General features: G+C 41.1%; 12 protein-coding genes and 1 tRNA gene. 6 read left to right on the top strand and 7 right to left on the bottom strand.

From position 1 onward, the window contains the following. Positions 1 to 7: 7 nt before the first annotated feature. Positions 8 to 820: an alpha/beta hydrolase gene (locus BCY91_RS08865; RefSeq protein WP_120181605.1), complete on the bottom strand. Its 813-nt coding sequence runs from the start codon at positions 818 to 820 to the stop codon at positions 8 to 10. Positions 821 to 1128: 308 nt separating this feature from the next. After that, complete coding sequence (locus BCY91_RS08870) at positions 1129 to 2079, bottom strand: TIGR01212 family radical SAM protein (protein ID WP_120181849.1); 951 nt, start codon at positions 2077 to 2079, stop codon at positions 1129 to 1131. 58 nt (positions 2080 to 2137) lie between these two features. Between BCY91_RS08870 and corA the strand changes: the two genes are divergently transcribed. From corA to BCY91_RS08885, 3 genes are all read left to right on the top strand, one after another. After that, positions 2138 to 3091: a magnesium/cobalt transporter CorA gene (gene corA / locus BCY91_RS08875; protein ID WP_120181606.1), complete on the top strand. Its 954-nt coding sequence runs from the start codon at positions 2138 to 2140 to the stop codon at positions 3089 to 3091. A 221-nt stretch (positions 3092 to 3312) separates the two neighbouring features. Next, positions 3313 to 3603 carry a DUF485 domain-containing protein gene (locus tag BCY91_RS08880; RefSeq protein ID WP_120181607.1) on the top strand — a complete coding sequence of 97 codons (291 nt, stop codon included), beginning with the start codon at positions 3313 to 3315 and terminating at the stop codon, positions 3601 to 3603. After that, positions 3600 to 5513: a solute symporter family protein gene (locus BCY91_RS08885; protein WP_120181608.1), complete on the top strand. Its 1914-nt coding sequence runs from the start codon at positions 3600 to 3602 to the stop codon at positions 5511 to 5513. The genes BCY91_RS08880 and BCY91_RS08885 overlap by 4 nt, the downstream gene beginning before the upstream one ends. Before the next feature lie 181 nt (positions 5514 to 5694). Here the strand turns inward: BCY91_RS08885 and BCY91_RS08890 are convergent, their stop codons facing one another. Continuing rightward, complete coding sequence (locus tag BCY91_RS08890) at positions 5695 to 6159, bottom strand: hypothetical protein (protein WP_120181609.1); 465 nt, start codon at positions 6157 to 6159, stop codon at positions 5695 to 5697. A gap of 134 nt (positions 6160 to 6293) precedes the next feature. Here BCY91_RS08890 and ychF point away from each other — a divergent pair, with 134 nt between their 5' ends. The 3 genes from ychF to BCY91_RS08905 all read left to right on the top strand — a co-directional run bounded on the left by ychF (position 6294) and on the right by BCY91_RS08905 (position 9795). Beyond that, on the top strand, positions 6294 to 7394 hold the full coding sequence (ychF, locus tag BCY91_RS08895; RefSeq protein WP_120181610.1) for a redox-regulated ATPase YchF: 1101 nt from the start codon (positions 6294 to 6296) through the stop codon (positions 7392 to 7394). A gap of 49 nt (positions 7395 to 7443) precedes the next feature. Then, positions 7444 to 7515: transfer RNA gene (locus BCY91_RS08900), tRNA-Arg, on the top strand. Positions 7516 to 7887: 372 nt separating this feature from the next. Then, a complete protein-coding gene (locus BCY91_RS08905) occupies positions 7888 to 9795 on the top strand; it encodes a tetratricopeptide repeat-containing sensor histidine kinase (protein WP_147387925.1) in 1908 nt (635 codons plus the stop codon). Here BCY91_RS08905 and BCY91_RS08910 read toward each other — a convergent pair. From BCY91_RS08910 to BCY91_RS08925, 4 genes are all read right to left on the bottom strand, one after another. After that, the gene (locus tag BCY91_RS08910; protein WP_120181612.1) at positions 9792 to 10259 is read right to left on the bottom strand and encodes an SRPBCC family protein; all 468 of its coding nucleotides are present in this window, start codon (positions 10257 to 10259) and stop codon (positions 9792 to 9794) included. The two genes, BCY91_RS08905 and BCY91_RS08910, sit on opposite strands and share 4 nt — an antisense overlap. 163 nt (positions 10260 to 10422) lie before the next feature. Next, the gene (locus BCY91_RS08915) at positions 10423 to 11001 is read right to left on the bottom strand and encodes a DUF6580 family putative transport protein (RefSeq protein ID WP_120181613.1); all 579 of its coding nucleotides are present in this window, start codon (positions 10999 to 11001) and stop codon (positions 10423 to 10425) included. 52 nt (positions 11002 to 11053) lie between these two features. After that, the gene (locus BCY91_RS08920; RefSeq protein ID WP_120181614.1) at positions 11054 to 12121 is read right to left on the bottom strand and encodes a YncE family protein; all 1068 of its coding nucleotides are present in this window, start codon (positions 12119 to 12121) and stop codon (positions 11054 to 11056) included. A gap of 6 nt (positions 12122 to 12127) precedes the next feature. After that, complete coding sequence (locus tag BCY91_RS08925) at positions 12128 to 14104, bottom strand: TonB-dependent receptor (protein WP_120181615.1); 1977 nt, start codon at positions 14102 to 14104, stop codon at positions 12128 to 12130. Positions 14105 to 14127: the final 23 nt, after the last annotated feature.

Consider the following 14127-nt stretch of genomic DNA (forward strand, 5'->3'; position numbering starts at 1 on the left):
TAAAAAATTACCGCGTAAATCTTGCACTCATAAATAATAGCTGATATTGTACGGCTTCGCGCCAATAATCCCAATTATGCGCTCCCGGATTGGTAATAAAAGTGTGCGGAATGTTATTGTAAGTTAGCTTTTCGTGCAGTTTTACGTTTACATTGTAAAAGAAATCCTCGGTGCCACATTGTATAATTAACGACAAGGATTTTGGTGTAAGCAGGTTAATTTGCTCAATTACCGTGTTTTTGTCCCAAGCCTCTTTATTTTCTGCGTAGCTTCCTAGGTATTTTGCAATTTCCCAATTTAGCGGGAACGGTCTAAAGTCTACGCCACCACTCATACTACCGGCAATGCTGTAAGTATCTTGATGGCGGAAAGCCAAGTATAAAGCTCCATGACCGCCCATACTCAACCCAGTTATCGCACGATTATCGCGGTTCGGGATTGTTCTGTAATTGTTATCAATCCAATTCACAAGTTCCGTAGCAACATAAGTCTCGTACCGGCTTTTGTCAACTTTCGGTGAATCGAAGTACCAACTCCCGAAATTTCCATCCGGGCAAACAATAATTAGCTGATATTGATCCGCCAGTGTTTTAATGATAGGCGCTGCTTTAACCCAATTGGCGTAATTGCCGGAGTATCCGTGCAACAAATACACCACCGGAAAACGTTTTTGTTGCTGATAGCTGTCCGGTTTTATAACTACGGCCTTAATTTGTTTTTGCATACTTTGACTAAAAGTAGTCACCGTATCCACGCTGGCTGCCAAAGCGTCGCTTGCTGATAAAAGCAATAGCGCGATAAAAATGCTGAGTTTTTTCATGGTTGTTAGTTGGTTAGGTGTTAGTTTGTTGGTATACGGCAGGATTTTTAGCGATTTTGCCTCAATCCTTACTCTTTGCTCTTTATTCCTTGTTCTTTAGTTGGTTAGGTTGTTAGGTGTTAGTTTGTTCGTTTGCAGTATGGGGCTCCTTAGCGATTTTGCCTCAGTCCTTACTCTTTGCTCTTTATTCCTTGTTCTTTAGTTGGTTAGGTTGTTAGGTGTTAGTTTGTTCGTTTGCAGTATGGGGCTCCTTAGCGATTTTGTCCTTATTCTTTACTCCTTACTCTTTATTCCTTACTCCTCAGCATTTACTCCTTGTTCACATACTTTGACCCCTGCACCACCCCTTTGTGTTCAATTTCGTTATCAATAAAAGTTTGGATTTCCGATTTTCTAAGTCCCCATTTTGGTGCAATTAGCATGTCCAAATCAGAAATGCCAAACAGGCGCTGGATAACAATATCCGGACGTACCAGCGGTAAAAGCTCGCAAAGAAAATCGGCGTATTCTTGTAGCGAAAATAATTTGAAAGGTTCGCGCTTGTATTTAGCGCCCATGATGCTTCCTTCAACAATGTGTAAATGATGAAACTTTACAAAGTTGATTTGCGGAAAGCGGTTAATTTCATCGGCGTAAGCCAGCATCATTTGATGCGTTTCGCCAGGCAAACCAAAAATGGTGTGCACACAAATATCCAATTTGGTGTTTTGCAACAGACCCATGGTGGCAATAAACTCGTCGTGCGAGCAACCGCGGTTTATTTGCGCTAAGGTTTCGTTGTAAATGGATTCCATTCCCATTTCCAAATCTACGTCCAGCCTGTCTGTATAACTTTCTAGTAGAGCGATTTTTTCAATGTCCAAACAATCAGGACGTGTTCCTACAGAAAGGCCCACAACGTTACTTAAATCTACGCTCAAAGCTTCATCGTACATTGTTTTTAAATAATGTGCTGGCGCGTAGGTGTTGGTATTTGGCTGAAAGTAAATGATGAATTTTTCGGCTTTATAATGTTTCCAGGCGCGCTCCATACCAAACTCAATCTGCTGTTTCATGGTTTCCATGGTGCGCGATGTTGGCGTAAAAGAATCTACATTGCAATAAGTGCAACCGCCGTAACCTTTAGAGCCGTCGCGGTTGGGGCAGGTGAAACCGCCGTCTACAATTACCTTGTAAACACGTTTTACGTGGTATTTTTCTTTAAGATAAGCGCTGTAATAATTATAGTTCTTTTCTCCGAAGGCGAGGGCTTTTTCCAATGTCAAATGATATTTTTGCAAAGATACGAATTGGAAATTAATGTTATATTGAGCGCCCATGCTTCGGATTTATTACAAAAAAAATACCCGGCTAGCCAAAGAATCTGACGTAGAACATCTGCGCGAAATACCGATGGAGAGCTTGGTTTGGGTTGATTTGCAGAACCCCACCATTGAGGAGAAGGTTACGATCGAAACTTATTTCGATATCAAATATTCATCAGAGGAAGAATCGCAAGAAATTGAAAGTTCATCGCGCTTTAGCGAAATGGACAACGAAATTATCATCAACTCCAATTTTTTGTCGGTTATGCCAAACGGGTTCGAGTATAATCCGGTTTCCATTATCTTAGAAAAAGGCATTTTGTTTACCTACCGGGATGATGATATCAAAACTTTCCGCGAGGCAGTTAAAAAAATAAAAGCTAACCCAACGCTGTACGTAAATGGCTATCAAATTTTATCTACCATTTTGGAAACCTGTATAGATCAGGATGCAGATTTGATAGAGAATATTGCCAAAGAAATTGCGGAGCTAAACAGAAGCTTAAAGGCTACTAATGAGCGTGTTGACGAAGAAGATTTATTGAAAATTTCGTCGTTACAGAACGATAATATGATGTTGCGCGAGAACATTATTGATAAGCAGCGTTTGTTGTCGTCGCTTATTAAATCATCCATTTTTCCGCAGGAGTTTATGGGGGTGCTCAAAATCATGATTAAAGATATCAGTTCGTTATTGGAGCACAACAAGTTTGCATTTGAGCGCTTAGAGTATCTGCAAGACACGTTCATGGGTTTAATCAACATCGACCAAAACCGTATCATCAAAATTTTTACGGTGGCAACCGTTGCTTTTATGCCGCCCACTTTAATTGCCAGCATTTACGGCATGAACTTTAAAACCATGCCCGAACTGGATTGGGATTATGGCTATCTGGCGGCAATTTTACTGATGGTGATATCTTCTTTAGGTACGCTGATTTATTTTAAGAAGAAGAATTGGCTTTAGAGGGCCTCATCCCCAACCCTTCTCCAAAGGAGAAGGGAGTTATAGCGGGACAGCTGGTTTGTTGGCTATCTGGTGCTAGTTGGTTTGCAGGGCTGGTGGCTTTTTAAAATTCCCAGTTCTCAAATCTCATATCTCCTGTGTCTCACATTTAATATCTCACGTCTCCACGCCAAATTTCCTGAATTTTTTTATATTGGCAGTCACCAAAAAAATAAACCTTTATGAATCACGGACCCGCAGTGGAACTCGACGTTGACCATGCTTCTTCAAAAAAAGCAAAATTGGGCGTCATTTTTTTCTTAATTTACTCCTTTTTTTACGCCGGATTTGTTGTTATCGGCGTTTTTAATTACGAATTGCTCAGTCAGGAATTCGCGTTAGGCCTTAACTTGGCGCTGTTTTACGGCATGGGACTTATCGTGTTTGCAGTGTTACTGGGCATTTTGTACAATTTTTTATGCTCGCGCTACGAAGACCAATTGAACACTAAGGAGGAGGTTAACCAGCCATGATCTACGAAATTTCTTATCAAGCACTCATTTTCTTTGTTCTTTTTGTAGCCTTTGTGCTTTGGCTTTCTTTTTATTTTGCGCGTAAAACCAAATCGGCTTCGTCTTATTATGCTGCCGGCGGGCAAATACACTGGGCGGTAAATGGGGTGGCCTTCGCTGGCGATTATTTATCTGCAGCCTCTTTTTTAGGGATTTGTGGGATGATTGCTACCGTAGGTTATGATGGTTTTCTGTATTCCATCGGTTTTTTAGCTGGATGGATTGTGGCACTTTTTCTCATTGCAGAACCCTTGAAGCGTTTGGGTAAATATACCTTTACGGATGCACTTAATGCTAACTTTAAATCGCGGGCGATAACATTAACTGCTGCAATAAGTACCCTAATTGTATCGATGTTTTACCTTATACCGCAAATGGTGGGTGCCGGAGATTTGGTTACGCCACTGCTGGGTTTGCCACATTGGGTAGGTGTGGTACTGGTAGGCATAGTGGTTATTGTAATTGTGGCCAGCGCCGGGATGACCTCTACCACCTACGTGCAATTTATAAAAGGCGGTTTGTTAATTGTACTGTCTACCGTTTTAACCGTTTATATCCTTAAAAACGGTTTATCGCTAAAACCCAACCATGAAGGCCAAAATTACCATGAGTTTGTAACTATACCTGCGCAGGTTAGCAATGGGAAAGTAACGCAGGCAGAGGGCTGGCAGGTGGTTTCGCAGCAAGAGGTGAAAGAAAAAACCTATGTAAAGCTTTCGCAAAATAACGTGGGCAGGTGGTTTTCACTTTCTGATAAAGACGGACAAGCGGTTTTAACGGAAGCACTTTCTATTGAGGAAGGGGCAAATGGCACCAAGCTTTACAACGGCGAACCTGCGGTAAACGGCAAGTTTTACCAAGTAGGCCACATGAACAAAATCATGTTAGATGGCAAAGAGGTAGAAAGCACCGGAGCGTTAAGCCCTACAAAATACCTTTCTACAGTTGAAAAAAGCGAAATTACCCGTTTCTCTAAAGTGTCTTTTAAAGACGGCGACACCAACGTGGATTTGTTTGTGCAAAACGTTACGCCCGGAAAAAACTTTATGCTACCGGGTTTAAAGTATAAAATAGGGAAAGGTGCTAGCGTGTGGAGCAAAATGGATTTTATTTCGCTGATGCTGGCTTTGTTTTTAGGAACAGCTTCTTTGCCGCATATTTTAATCCGCTATTACACGGTAAAATCGCAACGCGATGCACGGAAATCAACCATTTTAGCCATTGCAGCAATTGGCGCTTTTTACGTGCTAACCTTGTTTATGGGCGTGGGTGCTGCGGTAAATGGAGTGATGGACGTAGAATCTAGCAATATGGCGGCGCCTTTATTGGCCAAAGCTTTTGGTGTGATGCTTTTCAGCGTGATATCTGCAGTGGCTTTTGCCACTATTTTAGGCACCGTGTCCGGGTTAATTATTGCATCTTCTGGCGCGATTGCGCATGATTTGATCGAAAATTATTTTAAGATAAACTTAGATGAAGCCAAGAAAGTAAGGGCGGGCAAAATCGCTGCTTTTGCAGTTGGCGCACTAGCCATAGCTTTAGGAATTGCGTTTAAAGGGATGAATGTATCTTTTTTGGTGGGATGGGCGTTTTCTGTGGCAGCCTCGGCAAATTTACCTGCCATATTGTTCTTGCTATTTTGGAAAAAAACCACAGCAAAAGGCATCTCGGCATCTATCATTGTAGGGGTAGCAACTTCTTTGTTAATTATTCTTACCTCGCCAACAATGTGGGGCCGCTACGGTTTAGATCCAGCTACGGCATTGCACCAATTGGATAATCCGGCAATTATATCATTCCCGCTGGCGGTAATTACGGTGTGGCTGGTTTCCTTGGCTGCTAAACCAAAGACCATTGTGATAAGTGCTTAAACAAAAAAATCATGGCTTAACCGCCATGATTTTTTGTTTTGAAGGGTTTTGTATTTGGATGCGTTTGCGTTAGGGATTGCAGTGAAAATCCTTTTTGTGCGTAGCAAACAAAAAGATTGTAACGCAAAGCCCGACCCGCCCTAAGCGGGTAACGCCCAAATTGTTAGGTAATTTCGCTAAACTATTTGCCCATAAAAAGCGAGGACACAAATACAATGAGATAAAAGAAGATAACTACGATGATGACGTTGGCGATAAATTTAAAGAAGGCGCGTAACCTATCTAGGCTGTAGTCCAGAGATTCTTGATCGTTATAAGCCACCGCTTGTTGTAAAAATACGGCAAAATCATAAATCCGTTTAGATACAAAATAATATAGCACCGCCACTATCATATAGGCTAGGCCGCTTGCTTGGTTCAATATTACGCCGGTTTGCCCCTCAGCGGATAACTGCTGAGACAAAGCCTCACCAAAAAAAACAATTACTACCGAAAAAATCAACAAAAACCCGGTGGCACAAAACCCGGCAACACCTACAAACTTTGCCCAGCGGGCAATTTCAGTCAGCAGGTTTTTGATTTTTTTGTTAATGGTAAGTTCGGTGTTAGCTTGCGTTTCTTCTTGCGCTTTAATTTCTTCTTGCATGGTTGCGGATGCTTAAGCTTTTAGTGATAAAAAGCGAAACTAAAAAAATATACGCTTATTCTTTTATCTTTGCGCCCAAATTGGCGAAATTATAGCCAGTGGCTTATCAAAAATACATTTAGAATAATAAAAATATGGCTTTGCAGTGCGGAATTGTTGGACTACCTAACGTTGGAAAATCAACTTTGTTTAATTGTTTGTCTAATGCCAAGGCGCAGGCGGCCAACTTTCCTTTTTGTACCATTGAGCCAAATGTGGGCGTAATTACCGTTCCGGATGATCGTTTAACTAAGCTTGCCGAATTGGTGAAGCCGCAAAGGGTGGTACCCAACACTATTGAGATTGTGGATATTGCCGGTTTGGTTAAAGGCGCCTCAAAAGGGGAGGGCTTGGGTAACCAGTTTTTAGGAAATATCCGGGCTACCAATGCAATTATACACGTTTTGCGTTGTTTTGAAGATGACAATGTGATCCATGTTGACGGTTCTGTGGATCCAATCCGTGATAAAGAAATTATTGATACCGAGCTTCAGCTGAAAGATTTGGATACGGTAAACAAACGCATCCAGAAGGTAGAGAAAATGGCAAAAACCGGTAATGATAAAGATGCGAAACGTACTTTTGAGATATTATCGGTAATTAAAAGCCATTTAGAAACCGGGAAATCTGCACGTACGGCCGCGGTAAGTGCCGAGGATTTTGAGTTTATCCAAGACCTTAGCTTGCTTACCATTAAGCCGGTGCTGTACGTTTGTAACGTAGAAGAAGCATCTGTAAACACGGGTAATAAATACGTGGACCAAGTAAAAGAAGCGGTTAAAGACGAGAATGCAGAAGTGCTGATTATCTCTGCTAAAATAGAATCGGAAATTGCCGAACTAGAGGATTTTGAGGAGCGCGCAATGTTTTTAGACGATTTAGGTTTAACAGAATCTGGTGTGGCAAAATTGATTAGGGCGGCTTACCGTTTACTGGATTTGTACACCTATTTTACTGCCGGCGTGCAAGAAGTACGCGCTTGGACCATAACAAAAGGGTTTACCGCGCCCCAGGCTGCGGGCGTAATCCACTCGGATTTTGAAAAAGGTTTCATCCGCGCAGAGGTGATAAAATACGATGACTTCGTGAGCTTAGGCTCAGAAAATGCTTGTAAAGAAGCAGGTAAACTGGGCGTAGAAGGTAAAACTTACGTAGTTGAAGATGGTGATATTATGCACTTTAGGTTTAACGTGTAATTTTTAGCGGCATATTTCGCAAAAAATTCGCAAATTCGACCACAACATTGCGTCCTTAGTTTAATGGATAGAATGTAAGATTCCGGTTCTTACGGTACAGGTTCGATTCCTGTAGGGCGCACAAAAAACCGCTTCAGTTTTATCCGAAGCGGTTTTTTCTTTTTCTAAAAGATGGGCAAGATATTCAAGACTGCTCGCTGTAAAGCGCTTTTAAGAAAAATCGGATAGAAGCAAGTTCTACATGATTTTTTTAAGAATGGCATCAGTTGAAATAAGTTAGGTACGCATTCAAAGCCGTTAAATTCTTTAAAAGCCTTTTCTTTAAACAATAATTTTTGTACTTTCGTTGCTTTAGATAGCCAACTTGTTTCTTCGTCAAAATATCTTTAACCTAAAGCTGGTCAGGTTTTTTTTGGTTTTTTCGGTGTTGTTTGTTTCTTGCGAGAAAGAATCGACGCGTTATTTAAGGAACGAGAAGTATTTTGATGATATTATGCTGAATATCATTGAAATTAAGCTGCAGAAAGGTGCTAAAAAAGCTTACCTCGCCCTAGATTCTATTAAACAGCACGATCCGGAGGTAAACCCACTTTTTGTTTTTAAATATTACCGCTTTATGAGCGGCGAATATTTTAGCCTAGGAAAAACAGACTCGTCAATTATTTTTGCGCAGAAACTTCTGCCTATTTTAAATGAGATAGGTAGCCCGGAAGAACTTCCTGCGTATTATTCGCTAGCTTATTATACCCTGTCTGATATTTATTACAAGCAGAATAATTTTTTGGAAGCCTTTAAATACCTGTACATGGGTAAGCAGGTTTCTGGAGTGGATCATGTTGCCTTATCAGAATATAATTATCGGATAGGAATGATTTTGTACCGCCAGGGCGAGTACCTGTTGGCAGCGCGCAGTTTCAAAGACGCAGCAGAAACTTACCAGAAAGACAGCACTTTTGAACGTATTTATCGGCATCAAGAAGTATTGGCCAACACGGGTTTAGGTTATGGCAGGGCGCATCAACCAGATTCGGCTTATATATGGTTTCAAAAAGCTATCAATTATATTGATGCCATGGCCCTAAGCACCAATCGCCCGGCTTTGTTTTTAGGTGCAAAAGGGGTGGTTTTGGGCAACTGGGGCCAGGTGTATGCGCAGGAGGGTGAACTGGAAAAAGCTATTCCGTTATTGAAACAAAGTATTGCAATTAACGATACCTCGGCGGTATTGGCCGATGACGCTTTCTCTCAGAAAATAAAGCTTGCGCGTATTTATATACAAAAACAGCAACTTAATTTGACGAAACCTTTGATGCGCGACATTGAAAAATATAAAACCGCACATCCTTCTTTAGGGGCAGAGATAGATTGGTATAGCTTGTTATCCGCGTTCGCGGAACTGGAGGGAGATTTAACCTTGTCGCTAGCAAGTTTAAAAAAAGCACAAACGCTTAAAGACGCTTATTTAGAGCAAAAAAAGCCTTTAACGTACACCAATATTGTTCAGCAGCTCCGGATAATTGAAAACCGGAATAACATGCTTTTTTTGCAAAGAAATAATCAGCAAAAAAACCTCTACTTATTTTTAACTGTTGTATTGGTTTTGCTTACGCTGATTATTCTCGCCCTAATCTACTTCAACTGGCGCAAGTCTAAAAAAGCAGTGGCCAATTTAAACGTGTTAAATCGGCGTATTCAGTTACAGGCCCAAGAATTAATGGCCGGTAATGCTGAGAAAGATAGGCTGATGCGTGTTGTAGCGCATGATTTGCGAAACCCTATAGGTTCGGTGCTTTCGCTATCGCGATTGTTACAGTCGGAAACCGGTTTAAGCAACAACGATAGAGAGTTGCTTATACTCATTGAAAGATCGGCAAACGACGCGCTGTTGCTTATAAAAGAAATTTTAGAAAGCCATCAAAAAAAACAAAACATTAAACAGCCTGTGAATTTAAGGCAGCTAGTAGAAGAATCAACCATGGTACAAAGGTTTAGCGTGGATGAAAAGCAACAACATTTAACCACTAACCTGCCAAAGGGAGAAATAGAAGTATATGCCAACCGCGAGCACTTGCAAAGGGTTTTGGCGAACCTGATCAGCAATGCCAGCAAGTTTAGTCCAGAAAAATCAACCATTTATGTGGATTTGACTTCCAAAGCCGGCAAAGCCTTGATTTGTGTTAAAGATGAAGGGATAGGCATTTCGCATACTGGCAGGCAACCGAGCATTGAGGAGCTTGCATTCCAAAACAAAAGCGGTACAAAAGGCGAGCAGTCTTTTGGGATGGGTTTAGCAATCTGCAAAAAAATCATTGAAGATCATAAGGGCCGTATTTGGTACCAAAGTTCTGTTAACGGCACTAGCTTTTATGTGGAAATACCTTTAGCTGATCATGCTGTTTAGGGTTTGCCAAAAAGTTTGGTGACGGCCTGCTCGCGGTAAGTAAAAATATCGCGGACTTGTTTGCCCACAACCAGCGCATTAATAGCAGTGCCCAAAACACCAAATGGCATTCCGTAGGTCAGCTCGTCGCGCATTAATACGCCATCTTTAGTTTCTTTGAAATGATGCTCGTGGTGCCAGAATTTAAAAGGTCCAAACCGTTGTTCATCAATAAAGTATTGCTTGTCGCAAACGGTGGTTATTTCTGTCATCCAATTCAATTTTATCCCAAACAAAGGCGAAACTTTATAAGTGATAATCATGCCTTCATACATTTTGGTGCTATCCGAAAAATCAGAAGTCACCGTAAAATTCATACTTCTAGGCGTTATCCTAGCCAGATTCAATGGAGAAGAGAAAAAGTCCCAAGCCTCGTTTAAGCTGATTGGCAATAGCTGCTGGCAGTTTAGATGGTAAACTCTCATGTTTAGCTTAACAGGAAATGATGGAAAAGGTTTTAAAAGAGTAGCAAGTAGGAGAGCAGTAAGTATAAAGTAGTAAGTATAAAGATACCTGGAAGGTGCTTATGAAAGAAAAACGTCTCGAAATCAAATCCCGAGACGTTTTAAAAGTGTTAGAAAACGTTAACTAAGCTAACTGCTTATTGCTTTTTAACACACCATATCTTGATTTTGCTAGTTCGAAACCTCCGTAAAGCAATGCGCCGAATATCAAATTACCTAATAGTAGGTTTTTCTCAAACGGAATGGCGGCCACTAAAGCCTGGCTGTAACCACTTAAGTCTCTACTGTACAGCTCCAAACCGGGAGCGAACCCGGGAATATCGGTCACTAGCCAATGCACAAGCACACCGCCCAAAGAGGCTAAAAGCACATTGGCCACGCTTACTTTTTTAATTAAACTGCCAATGAACACCATCAGCGCAAAGCTTATATAAATTGGTGCCATGCCGGTATAAAAAAACGACCATTGGCCGGTATAACTGTAGTTAATAAAAATATCGCTTACAAAAAGCACCAAAAGCGGCACTAAATAGGCTTTCCATCTATTTTGAAAGTAAGTGCCTCCAAACAAAGCAATAGCACCCACCGGCGTAAAGTTAAACCATTTTGCATCGCCCATTAAAGGGATAAAACGTGTGCCTGCCGCTACCAAAAGAATCAGTATCAGCACCCAAGTTCTGGCATTAAAGTTTTTTAAAGACATGGCTATATTTTTTTGAACAGCTAAATTAGGAATTCTTTTTAAGCATTAAAAATTACTTGTTTAAGAATACAACTGCGCCTGGCAAAGCTCCTGCTTTTACTTCGTATTTCTTTTTACCGTCTTTACCAAAACAATAAACAATACCGCTGCCGCTGTAGCTTACCGCATCGCAAACAAAAAACTCGCCCGTTACGTTATCATAGCTAAAACCGTAAGGAATTTTTATCGCTGTACCATCGGTAATAATGTTTTCTTTAACCACGGCGTCTGTTAATAAATCGTACTCCATTACACCGCCGCTTTTTAAGAAATAAGCTTTGTTGCCTACCACCGTCATGCTGCTGCCAGAAAATTCTTTGCTAGAGGTAACCGCGTCTGTTTTGCTATCAATAATACTTAAAGTTGGCTTTACATCGCCGTAATTACCGGTAGATTTCACATAAATTTTACCGTTTACGCCAGCTGTTACATTGCCTGGGTTTACAGCTACTTCAATTTTCTTTATTTCGCTAAGGCTGCTAAGGTCAATTACAGATACGGTTTTATCGTAATTAGGATAGTCCAATCCGCCAGAGTTTGCAACGTACAATTTGTTGTTGGCAATAGCCATCGCTTCTGGGCTTCTGCCTACTGTAATTGTTTTTTCGATAACTAAACTTGCGGTATCTATCACAGAAACGGTACCGTCATAAGCAGAAACAAAAGCCTTGTTTTTGTTAAACACGATATAACGTGGCTGACGGCCAATCTGTTTTTGCTGATCTACAAAGCTGATTTGTTTAATGCTTTTCACCGTTTTAGCATTTACCACCTCAACCGTGTTTGATGCATTTACCACAATGTACATTTTTGAGCCATAAATTTGGATGTCGTTACCGGTATCGCCCAAGCCACGGCCATTTTTTTGTGCAAAGAAATCTGCGACAACAGATTCGTTTTCAAAATTGTAAAAACTTAAGCTGGCGTTGTTTGCGTTAAGGTTTCCTTCATTTAAAATGTAGAAACCCGAACGGATTTCTGGCAACTGGCCAGGTCCATCATCTTTGCTACAGCTGCTAAATGCTACAGCTGCAACTAAAGCCAAAAACAGCGCGCGGAAATTGTAAAAATTTGTTTTCATGATTTTTTATATGATTGTTTTAATGGTTAAGCGTATCGAAGTGCCAGGCATCGGAAAACTGCGCACTACATAATAATTCTGGTTAAAAACATTGTTAAGCTCGGCACTTAAAATCAAGGGCTTATTGTAAAGGCGCAGGTTGTAACAGGCAGAAACATCACTTACAGAAAAGCCTTTTACCAAATAAGCCCGACTGTTGTCGCTACTGTAATAACGGTCTGATGAAAATATCTGATTGTAAAAAACGCTCCACCTTGCTTGCTGTACACCAACATTTAAAGCCACCGTATGTTGCGGTGTATATGGGATTTGGTTGTTATAAACCGCTGCTTCGGGATCCGATTTATCTAAACCTAACTGATACGTATAGTTTAAACTAATTTGGAGCGTACTTTTTTGATCAATTTGGTAGCCAGCTTCAGATTTAAAATCGGCACCGTAAATGGCTACTTTGCCCAAATTGTACATGGTCCAAATAAACAAGTCTTTGTTAGGCAAGGCCACAATTTTATCGCTAATTTGGTTATAGTAAAAATCGGTACTTAGCATAAAGTGTTTGATTTTGCTGTCGCGATATTTTTCAAAAACGTAGCCCAGGCTGTATTGTTTAGCCCGCTCGGGGTTTAGTTTCCGGTTGCCAAAATTGGTATAGTACAAATCATTAAAGGTTGGGTATCTGTAAACATCTTTATAAAACGTACGTAGCGTTAAATTAGCTGTGGCTTGGTAAGCCAATGCCAGCGTTGGGCTAAAAACAGATTTCTCTGGGGATGCCTTTCCGCTTTTCACCTTTTCTTTAATGTAGGTATGCAAAATATTGCCCTCCACAATCCAATTGTTGATACGATACCTACCGCCTAACACCTGCAACAAGGTGCTGCGCGTTGGGTAAGCATATCCGTAAAGATTGGTGTGTAAGGTGTTAAGAAACAAATCGGCCGCATAATTGAAGCTTAGCTGTTCGCTTGCTTTATAAGTTGTTGCTATAGATTGGTAATACTCTTTTTCTGTGTAGCGGTTATCTAGCTGGCCTTGCAGGTTTAAGTATGCAGGATCATTATAGCGCGTATAGTTGCGCGAGTATTTCACAGATGCCAGAAGTGCCCAAGCATCACCCAGTTGTTGCTGGTACTGCGCCTGGGTAAAAAAATCTTTGTTCCATAAAGTTTGGCGTCCAGTTGGATTGTAATAGATTACGGCATTGGGCAAACCCCGTTCAGAGTTGTAATAATTTCCGCGTAAAGTAAGCTTGCCGCTTTCGCCGATTTTCCCATGCAAAGCCACATCAACCTGCAGGTTTTCGATAGCCGAGTTTTTGCGAACCGCCAAAGTATCGGAACCATCGCCATCTACCTTAAATTGATAATCTCCTTTTGCTTTTTGGTAAGCCGAGTTGAGGCTGAACACCCATTTTTTGCTTAATTTCTGATCGTACTGCAGTGCCGGATTGTGCAAGCCAAAAGAGCCTGCGGTGTACTTTAATAACAAGCGGTTATTTCTGCCCGCTTCAAAATTGGGTTGTTTAGTTTTAATTACTACCACACTGGCATTAGAGAATGCCCGCGCATTGCTCAACAAATCATCGGGCTGTGCTTGGTATAAACCGATAGATTCTACATTATCCAGCGAAAGCTTGCCTAAATCTATCTGGCCGGTTTGTACGTTTGAGATAGCCATACCATCCAACAAAACTCCGGTGTGGCTTGCGCCCAAGCTACGTACAGATACTGTTTTTAAACCACCAATACCTCCGTAATCTTTAACAATTACCCCGGCAAAATTCCGGATGGCATCCGCTACGTTATAAGAGCTGGTCCTAAGGAAACTTAAGGTGTCTGCTTTTTGGCTGCCTCTTAAACTCGGACGCTCTTTAGACGCATTAACTTTTACCTCGTTAATGTGCTGCACCGAATCCAACTGCTGTGCAAAAACATGGGGGGCAAGCGCAAAAAAGGCCAAACAAAAAACAAGTCTCCTTAACATTTTAAAAATTAAGGCCAGCGGAG

This window comes from Pelobium manganitolerans, assembly GCF_003609575.1.
Classification (GTDB): Bacteria; Bacteroidota; Bacteroidia; order Sphingobacteriales; family Sphingobacteriaceae; genus Pseudopedobacter; species Pseudopedobacter manganitolerans.

What these genes read in the sequence shown, in the direction of transcription:
- BCY91_RS08865 (WP_120181605.1), bottom strand. Translation starts at nt 820, where the DNA reads ATGAAAAAACTCAGCATTTTTATCGCGCTATTGCTTTTATCAGCAAGC.
- corA (WP_120181606.1), top strand. Translation starts at nt 2,138, where the DNA reads ATGCTTCGGATTTATTACAAAAAAAATACCCGGCTAGCCAAAGAATCT.
- BCY91_RS08880 (WP_120181607.1), top strand. Translation starts at nt 3,313, where the DNA reads ATGAATCACGGACCCGCAGTGGAACTCGACGTTGACCATGCTTCTTCA.
- BCY91_RS08885 (WP_120181608.1), top strand. Translation starts at nt 3,600, where the DNA reads ATGATCTACGAAATTTCTTATCAAGCACTCATTTTCTTTGTTCTTTTT.
- BCY91_RS08890 (WP_120181609.1), bottom strand. Translation starts at nt 6,159, where the DNA reads ATGCAAGAAGAAATTAAAGCGCAAGAAGAAACGCAAGCTAACACCGAA.
- ychF (WP_120181610.1), top strand. Translation starts at nt 6,294, where the DNA reads ATGGCTTTGCAGTGCGGAATTGTTGGACTACCTAACGTTGGAAAATCA.
- BCY91_RS08905 (WP_147387925.1), top strand. Translation starts at nt 7,888, where the DNA reads ATGCTGAATATCATTGAAATTAAGCTGCAGAAAGGTGCTAAAAAAGCT.
- BCY91_RS08910 (WP_120181612.1), bottom strand. Translation starts at nt 10,259, where the DNA reads ATGAGAGTTTACCATCTAAACTGCCAGCAGCTATTGCCAATCAGCTTA.
- BCY91_RS08915 (WP_120181613.1), bottom strand. Translation starts at nt 11,001, where the DNA reads ATGTCTTTAAAAAACTTTAATGCCAGAACTTGGGTGCTGATACTGATT.
- BCY91_RS08920 (WP_120181614.1), bottom strand. Translation starts at nt 12,121, where the DNA reads ATGAAAACAAATTTTTACAATTTCCGCGCGCTGTTTTTGGCTTTAGTT.
- BCY91_RS08925 (WP_120181615.1), bottom strand. Translation starts at nt 14,104, where the DNA reads ATGTTAAGGAGACTTGTTTTTTGTTTGGCCTTTTTTGCGCTTGCCCCC.